This window comes from Streptomyces sp. CBMA156 (genome assembly GCF_014596515.1).
Classification (GTDB): Bacteria; Actinomycetota; Actinomycetes; order Streptomycetales; family Streptomycetaceae; genus Kitasatospora.
Map to the genome: position 1 here is coordinate 34,987 of NZ_MSJQ01000375.1, position 10,071 is coordinate 45,057.

General features: G+C 70.1%; 10 protein-coding genes and 1 rRNA gene. 9 read left to right on the plus strand and 2 right to left on the minus strand.

The features are described 5' to 3' along the window. Positions 1 to 165: 165 nt before the first annotated feature. On the minus strand, positions 166 to 969 hold the full coding sequence (locus BU198_RS32780; RefSeq protein WP_188300479.1) for a hypothetical protein: 804 nt from the start codon (positions 967 to 969) through the stop codon (positions 166 to 168). 149 nt (positions 970 to 1,118) lie between these two features. Between BU198_RS32780 and BU198_RS32785 the strand changes: the two genes are divergently transcribed. The 7 genes from BU198_RS32785 to BU198_RS32815 all read left to right on the plus strand — a co-directional run bounded on the left by BU198_RS32785 (position 1,119) and on the right by BU198_RS32815 (position 7,112). Further along, positions 1,119 to 1,910 (plus strand): ABC transporter ATP-binding protein, encoded by a 792-nt coding sequence (locus BU198_RS32785; protein ID WP_188300480.1) that lies wholly within the window; start codon positions 1,119 to 1,121, stop codon positions 1,908 to 1,910. Between the two features lie 119 nt (positions 1,911 to 2,029). Further along, positions 2,030 to 2,452 carry an NfeD family protein gene (locus BU198_RS32790; protein ID WP_317620422.1) on the plus strand — a complete coding sequence of 141 codons (423 nt, stop codon included), beginning with the start codon at positions 2,030 to 2,032 and terminating at the stop codon, positions 2,450 to 2,452. A gap of 10 nt (positions 2,453 to 2,462) precedes the next feature. After that, on the plus strand, positions 2,463 to 3,512 hold the full coding sequence (locus BU198_RS32795; RefSeq protein WP_188300481.1) for an SPFH domain-containing protein: 1,050 nt from the start codon (positions 2,463 to 2,465) through the stop codon (positions 3,510 to 3,512). Between the two features lie 183 nt (positions 3,513 to 3,695). After that, positions 3,696 to 4,454, plus strand: coding sequence for a sulfite exporter TauE/SafE family protein (locus BU198_RS32800; RefSeq protein WP_188300482.1), 759 nt, complete (start codon positions 3,696 to 3,698; stop codon positions 4,452 to 4,454). A 38-nt stretch (positions 4,455 to 4,492) separates the two neighbouring features. Next, positions 4,493 to 4,672 (plus strand): DUF1272 domain-containing protein, encoded by a 180-nt coding sequence (locus BU198_RS32805; RefSeq protein WP_188300483.1) that lies wholly within the window; start codon positions 4,493 to 4,495, stop codon positions 4,670 to 4,672. Between the two features lie 64 nt (positions 4,673 to 4,736). Continuing rightward, positions 4,737 to 5,042, plus strand: a complete 306-nt coding sequence (locus tag BU198_RS32810) for a 4a-hydroxytetrahydrobiopterin dehydratase (RefSeq protein WP_188300484.1) — start codon at positions 4,737 to 4,739, stop codon at positions 5,040 to 5,042. Positions 5,043 to 5,159: 117 nt separating this feature from the next. Beyond that, a complete protein-coding gene (locus tag BU198_RS32815) occupies positions 5,160 to 7,112 on the plus strand; it encodes a PQQ-binding-like beta-propeller repeat protein (RefSeq protein ID WP_188300485.1) in 1,953 nt (650 codons plus the stop codon). Positions 7,113 to 7,231: 119 nt separating this feature from the next. Here the strand turns inward: BU198_RS32815 and BU198_RS32820 are convergent, their stop codons facing one another. Next, positions 7,232 to 7,762, minus strand: coding sequence for an HNH endonuclease (locus tag BU198_RS32820; RefSeq protein ID WP_188300486.1), 531 nt, complete (start codon positions 7,760 to 7,762; stop codon positions 7,232 to 7,234). A gap of 292 nt (positions 7,763 to 8,054) precedes the next feature. On the opposite strand from BU198_RS32820, the gene tyrS reads away from it, so the two are divergent. Further along, positions 8,055 to 9,323, plus strand: coding sequence for a tyrosine--tRNA ligase (gene tyrS / locus BU198_RS32825; RefSeq protein ID WP_188300494.1), 1,269 nt, complete (start codon positions 8,055 to 8,057; stop codon positions 9,321 to 9,323). A gap of 624 nt (positions 9,324 to 9,947) precedes the next feature. Beyond that, positions 9,948 to 10,071 (plus strand): 16S ribosomal RNA (locus tag BU198_RS32830); the annotation flags it as partial.

The window sequence follows — 10,071 nt, forward strand, 5'->3', positions numbered from 1 at the left end:
GGGGAGAGCTTCTCGGCAGCTGAGGCAGCCGAGGTATTGGGGTGGTCCCTGCGTAGGTTGGAGGCCATCGCAGCTCAGGAAGGTTTGGCCCCCGGGACCGACGGCAGGTACGAGCGCGCCGAGGTGTTTGCGCTCGCCGCTGCGAGCCCTCGGAGTCGGAACGTCTCAACGGTCGTCTCGTTCGTCGACGAGGGCGTTGTAGGCGGCCACCTGGGCACGCCGGGCGGTGCGCCACAGCGGAGCCAGGACGGTCTGGCGGGCAGCCATCTCGGAGGCGCTGACGGCGGCGCCGTGCCCGCCGGAGGCGATCGACAGCAAGACGGACACCTGGCGGGCCGACTCCAGGACACGAACGGCCCGCGGCGGGTAGCCGGGAGCGAGAAGCTCGCCATGGCCGCGCCGCCGGTAGGCGTCGAGGGCACGAAGGGCTTCCGGTCCGGCGCCGGCCACATCGAGGCGGGTGAGCATGACGGTCGCCTCCCGGAGCCCGTCTGCCAGCTCACGCTCGGCCTCGTGCAGCGACGGTACGTCCGCCGGCGGGGCATCGTTGACGTCGAAACACCGCCACAGCACGGTGACCGAGCGGTCGTCGGCCGGGCCGTGCACTTCCACCTCCGGCACGAGCCCAAGCGGTGCGCCCACGGCCAGGACGGCCTCGCCCGCACTCATGGCGCGCTCGTTGAAAGCCCTTGGGCCGGTCAGACCCAGCGGATGCCCGGCTGAGGGCAACGCGAGGCGCAGACCCTTCACACCGAGTACCCGCAGTCGTCCCAGCGCCCAGGTCAGCCCGTGCCGTTCGCCGGGCTCGTCCCCGGGGAGCCCGGACACTCGGTGGATCTCGTCCGTGCCCAGGACAGCCGCAGCGGCGTCGTCGGGCGGCACCAGGCCCGCCAGCAGGGCGTTGCCCCATGCGGTGAGCCGCCCCGAACGGGGCTCTTCGTACGGATTGTCGGGAGGAGTCGCGAGCATCCGGCCAGCCTACGGAATCGGCGGTCATCCGCGTGGCGTAGGTTTGCCCATGCGTGTGCGGCGCACCCACTCCGTGCCCACCGGCTGCCGGAGTAGGCTCGCCGCCCGCATCGACGGCCGAGAATCTTGTTTTTGGGGAAGGCATAGGCATGAGCGACGTGCTGGAGCTGGTGGACGTATCCGTGGTCCGAGAGGGGCGCGCGCTGGTCGACCAGGTCTCGTGGTCCATCTCCGAGGGCGAGCGCTGGGTCATCCTGGGCCCGAACGGCGCCGGCAAGACCACGCTGTTGCAGATCGCCTCCTCGTACCTGTTCCCGACCTCGGGCAAGGTCACGGTGCTGGGTGAGAAGCTCGGCGAGATCGACGTCTTCGAGCTGCGTTCCCGGATCGGCCTGGCCGGTGCCGCCATGTTCGACAAGCTGCCGGCCGAGCAGACCGTGCTCCAGACCGTGCTGACCGCCGCATACGGCATGACGGTCAGCTGGCAGGAGACCTACGAGCAGTCGGACGAGGCCCGTGCCCTCGCCCTGCTCGACCGCCTCGGTATGGCCAACCTCACGGACCGCAAGTTCGGCACCCTCTCCGAGGGTGAGCGCAAGCGCACCCTCATCGCCCGCGCCCTGATGACCGACCCCGAGCTGCTGCTGCTCGACGAGCCCGCCGCCGGCCTGGACCTCGGCGGCCGCGAGGACCTGGTCCGCCGGCTCGGTGCGCTGGCTCAGGACGAGTTCGCTCCGGCCATGGCGATGGTCACCCACCACGTCGAGGAGATCGCGCCGGGCTTCACCCACGTCCTGATGATCCGCCAGGGCAAGGTGCTCACGGCCGGTCCGATCGACACCGAGCTGACCGCCCGCAACCTCTCCAAGTGCTTCGGTCTGCCGCTCACCCTGGAGCGGCACGGCGACCGCTGGTCGGCCCAGGGTCTGCCGCTGGGCTGAGGCCCTGTTCGCCCGTCATCGGGAGGGCTGTCGGAACCGGTCGCACGCGCGACCGGTTTCCGCCCCTCGACCTGCGGGAACTGTCCGCTTCGAAAGCCTTCGCTCCCTAGGATGGACGTGTGGACAGCTGGATCTGGTGGCTTGCGGCCGCCGCAGGGCTCGGCATACCGCTGGTGCTCACCGCGATGCCGGAGTTTGCCATGTTCGCGGTCGGGGCGCTGGCCGCCGCGGGCGTGGGCGCACTGGGCGGGGGAGTGGTCCTGGAGACCCTGACCTTCGTCGTCGTCTCGGTCGCGCTGGTGGTGTTCGTCCGCCCGATCGCCTACCGGCAGCTCCAGAAGGGCCCGCACGTCAAGATGGGCATCGAGGCGCTCCAGGGTGCCACCGCGGTCGTCGCGGAAACCGTCGACGGGGAGGGCGGGCGGATCAAGTTGAACGGCGAGATCTGGTCGGCTCGTGCACTCCACCCGGGCCAGGTGTACCAACCGGGGCAGCAGGTCGACGTCGTCGAAATCCAGGGCGCGACCGCCCTGGTCGTCTAGGGGAGAGTCCGTGGAACCCGTCCTTATCGTTTTGGTCGTCCTGGTCGTGGTGGCCTTCATCGCGCTGATCAAGACGATCCAGGTCATCCCGCAGGCCAGCGCCGCGATCGTGGAGCGCTTCGGCCGCTACACCCGGACGCTCAACGCAGGGCTGAACATCGTTGTCCCGTTCATCGACCGCGTCCGCAACCGGATCGACCTGCGCGAGCAGGTCGTGCCGTTCCCGCCGCAGCCGGTGATCACCCAGGACAACCTGGTCGTCAACATCGACACCGTCATCTACTACCAGGTGACCGACCCCCGCGCCGCGACATACGAGGTCGCCAGCTACATCCAGGCGATCGAGCAGCTCACCGTCACCACGCTGCGCAACATCATCGGCTCGATGGACCTGGAGTCCACCCTGACCTCGCGCGAGGTCATCAACGCCGGCCTGCGCGGCGTCCTGGACGAGGCCACCGGCAAGTGGGGCATCCGGGTCAACCGTGTCGAGCTGAAGGCGATCGAGCCGCCGACCTCCATCCAGGACTCGATGGAGAAGCAGATGCGCGCCGACCGGGACAAGCGCGCCGCGATCCTCACCGCCGAAGGCCAGCGCCAGGCTCAGATCCTCAAGGCCGAGGGTGAGAAGCAGGCCGAGGTGCTCAAGGCCGAGGGTGAGGCGCAGGCGGCGGTCCTGCGCGCCGACGGTGAGGCGGCCGCGATCCGGACGGTCTTCGAGGCCATCCACGACGGCGACGCCGACCAGAAGCTGCTCGCCTACCAGTACCTCCAGACCCTGCCCGAGCTGGCCAAGGGCGACTCCAACAAGCTCTGGATCATCCCCAGCGAGGTCGGCGACGCGCTCAAGGGCCTCGGCGGTGCCTTCACCGGCCTGACCGGCAACGGCGGGGTGAACGGAGGCGCGCTTGCGGCGCCCAGCATCCCGCAGACCGCCCCGGCGGCCACTCAGGTGCCGCTGGACCCGGCGTCCGGCCCGCGGCCGGTGGACACCGAGAAGGGTGCCGCTCGTCCCCGGGTCGACCCTGCGCGGGAGTACCCGAAGATCGACCCGGAGTGATCGGTCGATTCGTGCTTCGCCGAGGGCCCGCTGCCGAGAGGTGGCGGGCCCTCGGCCGTTCATGGCGGTGAAGCCTGCGGCCCCGGCACTGTGGCGTACGTCCCGAATCGCGGGCGGGTCTGGTCGGGCGGCAGGGAGGTCCGGCATGATCCCCTCGGACAGGACCGAGAGGAGAGGTGACCCATGACGCTCTGGGAGTCGATCGCCGTCCTGGTGGCCGGCGTCGGTGCCGGGATGATCAACGTGATCGTCGGCTCCGGCACGCTGATCACCTTCCCGGTCCTGCTCGCCGTCGGCATCCCGCCGATCACCGCCAACGTCTCCAACTCTTTTGGCCTGGTCCCCGGCTCGCTCAGCGGCGTGATCGGCTACCGCAGGGAGCTGGCCGGCCAGGGCCGTCGTGTGCTGCGCATGGGTACGGCCTCGTTGCTCGGCGGGCTGGTCGGCGCGTTGTTGCTGATCAAGCTGCCGAGCGGCGCCTTCGACGCGATCGTCCCGGTGCTGATCCTGCTGGCGCTCGTCCTGGTGGTGATCCAGCCCCGGGTCGCCAAGGTCGTCGCCGCTCGCCGCCGCCCCGGCGGCGATCCGGACGGCAGCCCGGTGCTGCTGGTCGGGGTGTTCCTCACCGGCATCTACGGCGGCTACTTCGGCGCCGCGCAGGGTGTGCTGCTGATGGCGCTGATGGGCATGCTGCTCCAGGAGGACCTTCAGCGGATCAACGGGGTGAAGAACGCCCTGGCGATGATCGTCAACAGCGTCGCCGCGCTGTTCTTCCTGTTCACCTCGACCGTGAACTGGGCCGCCGCCGGTCTGATCGCGGCAGGCTCACTGGTCGGTGGCCTGCTCGGCGCCAAGGTCGGCCGCCGCCTTCCGCCGACCGCGCTGCGCGGGGTCATCGTGGTGGTCGGCCTGGTGGCCGTCACCAAGCTGCTGGTGAGTTGAACGACCGTCAGACCGTATGCACGTCGGAGGAGTACGCCATGGCCCTGGAGATGCGTGAGACCTGCGAGCGCTGCGCGGTGTCGCTGACCGCAGAGGGCCCCGCCTCGATATGTTCCTACGAGTGCACCTTCTGCCCGGACTGCACCGAGGCCATGGCCGCCGCCTGCCCCAACTGTGGCGGCGAACTGGCGGCCCGGCCGCGGCGGAAGGCCGCCTGACGCCGGGACCCCGGACCTCCCGGAATCCCGGCACCCAGGACGACGACCCACCAGGAGCGCGGCGATGAGCAGCAGGGTCCGGCTGAACGAGGACGAGATCACGGCGGCCCTGGCGGCACTGCCCCAGTGGACGCGGGAAGGCGAGAGCATCGCCCGCGGCGCCGACGCCCCGGATTTCCCGGCGGCGATCCGGATCGTCGTCGCCGTCGCCGAGCAGGCCGAGGCGCTCGACCATCACCCCGACATCGACATCCGCTGGCGCACGCTGCGTTTCGTCCTGTCCACCCACAGCGCCGGCGGCCTCACCGCTCTGGACTTCACCCTCGCCACCCGCATCGACGAGGCCCTGCGCGCCGAGTCGGCGGCCTGACGCAGCACGGCCGAGCGCCCGGGACCGTACGAGCGAGGGCCCGGGCCGAGTTCCCGTGCGGGCGTGAGATGCTGACTGGCGCATCGGCAGGCAGACGGTTCGGGAGGGACGCAACGGATGGCCCAGGAGCCCTTCGGAGACGCCCACGCCCAGCAGCCGTGGCAGCCGCAGAACCCCCCGGACTGGCAGAACGACGGGTACGGCGGGTACTCCGAGCAGCACCAGTCGCCGCAGCAGCCGATCCAGTGGCAGCCGCAGCCGGGCTACGGCTCGGCCGAGTACGGGCAGCAGCCGCAGTACGGCCAGGAGGTCTACGGCCAGGACACGTACGGGCATACCGGCTACGACCAGGGCGGCTACGGCCGGACCGGCTATGTCGAAGGCGGCTACGTCCAGGGCCAGTACGGCGGCGGCCAGGAGCAGTACCAGCCGTATCCGCAGTACCCGGACCACACGCAGCAGCACACGCCGTACGCCGCCACGCAGCAGCCCGTGGGGGAGGGGCTGTACGTTCCGGCGGGGGCGGAGTACTCGGCGGACGGCTACGTGCACATCGAGGAGGCCGGGCCGACGACCGTGCCCGTCCCGGAGGAGCCCGCGGCGACGTCCCCGGAGCTCGCTCCCGAGCGCCCGGCCGATCCGGCAACGCTGTCGCGGGCCGCTCGTCGAGGCACCGGTGGCAGGTCCGGCACGGCTTCGGGCTCCGGTTCCTCGTTCTCCGCCAGGGCCCGGAAGGCCGCCGACGCGGTGCTCACCGGGGATCACATGCCCAGCCGCAAGGCACTGCTGGTGCGGACCGGCGCAGGGGTGGCCGCACTGGGAGTGCTGGTGGCGGCCGGATTGATGGTCGGCGCCGAGGGCGGTGGCAGCGCGGCGGCGAGCAGCGGTGGTGAGCCGGGCTTCACGGTGGCGCACGCCAGGGCGTGGGCGGCGCAGCCCGCCGCGGCCGGTGCGTCCGGGGGCGACGACACGCTGGTCGGCAGCTGGCTGCTGGCCGACGCGGTGGTCCGGGCCGACGGTTCCGGGGTGCACGCGTACGACCGGGCGGGTGGCAAGCAGACCTGGTCGGTGGAGCCGCCGGCCGCCGGCGCCGTTCCGTGCGGGCTGTCGGAGAGTGTGAACCAGGCGGGCCTGGGGGCGGCACTGTTCCGTCCGCAGGCCGACCCGAAGAGCCCGTGCACGTTGGTCGCCGCCGTGGACACCAAGACCGGCAAGACCGCCTGGACCAAGACCGTCTCGGACACCAAGGGCGCGTACTCGGCCCGGGTCGGCGTCACCGAGGACAAGGTGGTCGCCGTCGGCGACGACCGGGCGGTGGCGTGGGAGTCGGCCGAGGGGAAGGACGTCTGGCAGTACACCGGTCAGGGCAAGTTCTGCACCCTCTCCGGCGGTGTCAGCGGCAAGACCGTGCTCGTCGCCTCCTCGTGCGCCGACTCGACGCCCCCCGCCCAGGCCGTCGCACTGAACATCGCGGACGGCAAGATCGGCTGGTGGCGGGGCCTGAACAACCAGCCGAAGACGGTGACGGTGCTGTCGGCCGAGCCGTCCGTGGTCCTGACCACGGGAGAGAAGCCCGAGGACGACCGGGTGTTCGCCTGGGGCGCCGGCGGCGACCCGGCCGCCGAGATTCCGGTGGCTGTCGACGGTGGCCGGCTGGACGTCGCCCACGGGACGTTTTCGGCCACTCCCGGCGTGTACTTCGAAGGCCGCACGATGGTCACCACGCTGGCCCCGGCGAACGGCGGCGGGCCGGTGGCCGCGATCGGCTACGACCTGGACACCGGCAAGCAGCACTGGAAGGTGCCGACTTCCGCCGCGGGCGCCGCCCGGGCGGTCGGCATCGACGGGGGATCCCTGGTGCTCGCCGCCGACGAGCGCCGCGACCAGCCGGCCCGCCTCAGCCGGTTCCCGCTGGCGGGCGGCCGGGAGGCGACCGGCGGCAACTTCCCGTCGGGCACCGGTTCGCTGCTGATCTCCGGGCGGGTGCTGATCGGCGGTGGGCAGGTGGTCGTGGTGCCCGAGCACTCGACCAACTACGGCACGGCGGCGGGGTACCAGGCGAAGGACTGAGCCTTCCGCCCGGCATAGGCCCACCGCCGTTCGCATCGGCGACTGTCCGTTCTCACGCCGAGGGTGTCCTTGGTCCCGAGAGTTGTCCTGGAACCACTTCAGTCCTCCTCAGTACCGCCTCACGCCGCGGAGACCGGCCGGCCCGGCAGGGTCGGCAGCCAGTCGGCGAGATCCCGGACCTCCGAGCTGCGCAGGCCCAGCGCCAGCATCAGGCTGGCCTGCGGCGTCGGCACGAACGGCCGGCGCAGCAGTTTCATCCCGGCCTGCTCCGGCGTGCGGTCCGCCTTGCGCTGGTTGTCCTCCGGGCACGCGGCAACGGTGTTCATCCAGCTGTCCGCACCACCGCGTGACCTGGGCTGGAGGTGGTCCACCGTGGTGGCCCGCCTACCGCAGTACGCGCACAGGTGCTGGTCCCTGGCCAGGACACCCCGCCGAGACCACGGAGCCTGTTGTCGGAACGGCACCCGTACGTACCGTTGCAGCCTGATCACCCGGGGCACCGGGACGGCCACGCCCGTTCCCCGGATCGAGCGCAGCGGATGCGCCTGCTCCACCACCGCCTTGTCCTGGAGCACCAGGACGACGGCGCGCTGGAGCGACACCGTCGTCAGGGGCTCGTAGCTCGCGTTCAGAACCAGCGTGTTGCGCACTCGGCACACCCTTCCCGCGGGCGTGCCACGGCGGCACGACCGTCTTTACACACGTCACTGCCGCCGCACGGCGGTGGAACCACTCTGAATGGGCCCACAGCCGTCGAACAACGGAATTTCCGGTATCCGGGAGGGGCCCGGTGCGTGGGCGGCCCGGCCGGGAGGGGTGCCTCGGGGAAAACTCGCTGGCCGGAACCGCGTAGGCTCTATCAGGCTGGAGTCGTACCGACCCGGGGCCCGACCGAACCGGGCCGGCACCGGGCGGACGCCCGATCGAAGGAGAAGCGTGACCGTGACGGACATCGTCGACGAGCTGCGGTGGCGAGGGCTGATCGCCCTGTCCACTGACGAGGACGCACTGCGCAAGGCGTTCGCGGACGGCCCGGTCACGTTCTATTGCGGGTTCGACCCGACGGCCCCCAGCCTGCACCTCGGCAACCTGGTGCAGATCCTCACCATGCGCCGCATCCAGCAGGCGGGGAACCTCCCGCTCGGTCTGGTCGGCGGCGCGACGGGCCTGATCGGCGACCCGAAGCCCACCGCCGAGCGGGTGCTCAACGACCCGGAGACGGTGGCCGGCTGGGTCGAACGCCTGCGGGGCCAGATCTCGCGTTTCCTCGACTTCGAGGGCCCGTACGCGGCGCGCATGGTCAACAACCTGGACTGGACGTCCGGGATGTCGGCGATCAGCCTGCTGCGTGACGTGGGCAAGTACTTCCGGGTCAACAACATGATCGCCAAGGAGGCCGTCGCCCGACGGCTCAACTCCGACGCGGGCATCAGCTACACCGAGTTCAGCTACCAGATCCTCCAGGGCATGGACTACCTGGAGCTGAACCGCCGCTACGGCTGCACCCTGCAGACGGGCGGCAGCGACCAGTGGGGCAACCTGACCGCCGGCACGGACCTGATCCGCAAGGCCGACGGGAAGTCCGTCCACGCGCTGGCCACGCCGCTGATCGTCAAGGCCGACGGCACCAAGTTCGGCAAGACCGAGTCGGGCACGGTCTGGCTCGACCCCGAGCTGACCACCCCGTACGCCTTCTACCAGTTCTGGCTGAACGCGGACGACCGGGACATCCCCAACTTCCTGCGGATCTTCAGCTTCCGCTCGAAGGAGGAGGTCGAGGAGCTGGAGCGCGAGACCACCGAGCGCCCCGCCGCCCGCCTCGCCCAGCGAGCCCTCGCCGAGGAGCTCACCACGCTGGTGCACGGTGCCGACCAGTACGAGCGCGCGGTCGCTGCGTCCAAGGCGCTGTTCGGCCAGGGCGACCTCGCCGACCTGGAGGCCCCGACCCTGGCCGCAGCCCTGGCCGAGGTCCCGAAGGCCGTGGTGCCCGAACTCCAGTCGATGGTGGACCTGTTGATCGCCGTGGGCCTGTCGCCGAGTCGTTCGGCCGCCCGTCGGACGATCAAGGAGGGCGGCGCCTACCTCAACAACGTCAAGGTGACGGACGAGGAGGCGGTGCCGACTGAGGCCGATCTGCTGCACGGTCGCTGGCTCGTGCTGCGGCGCGGCAAGCGGAACCTGGCAGCGGCGGAGCTGGTCGCCGCCGGCTGATCGGCGGCTGAGCGACCGGCCGGCCGAGGCTGGCTGAAAACGAATCCACTCTGAGCTGCGGCTTTGAGCCCCGAGGGCCGGATCTGGACAGATCCGGCCCTCGACGTTTGACGATGTCCTTCGGGTGGCCTAGTGTTGAACGAGTCGCTGGAGCGGCCACCCCACTCAGCAAGACCCACTCTCACTCTGATCCCCATGAATATGGGCTCATTGGCGTTCCGTCAATCAGGCGAGAGTGAATTTCGGGTAACACTCGAAATGCGCTAATGTGGTGGACGTCGCGAAAAGCGGCACCGACCAGTTCGGGAAATCGGATGAATGAAACTCCGGAAAACGGAGCGGAAAGCATCTGGTAAGCTGGAAACACGAAAGAACGAAGCCCGGAGGGCCTGCTGGAAGGCAGACCGAAGGAAGCGTCCGTTCCTTGAGAACTCAACAGCGTGCCAAAAGTCAACGCCAGATATGTTGACATCCCCGGCCTCAGGTTTCCTGGGGTTGGAGATTCCTTTTGAAACAAACACTAGCGAGGACGCAGTGCGCGGGACCGCCCTATTCCGGTGGTTGCCGTGCCGCTCAACGCGAGTGTGGACCCGGCGCTTTTAATTAAGCACTGTCGGGAAGACATTCACGGAGAGTTTGATCCTGGCTCAGGACGAACGCTGGCGGCGTGCTTAACACATGCAAGTCGAACGGTGAAGCCCTTCGGGGTGGATCAGTGGCGAACGGGTGAGTAACACGTGGGCAATCT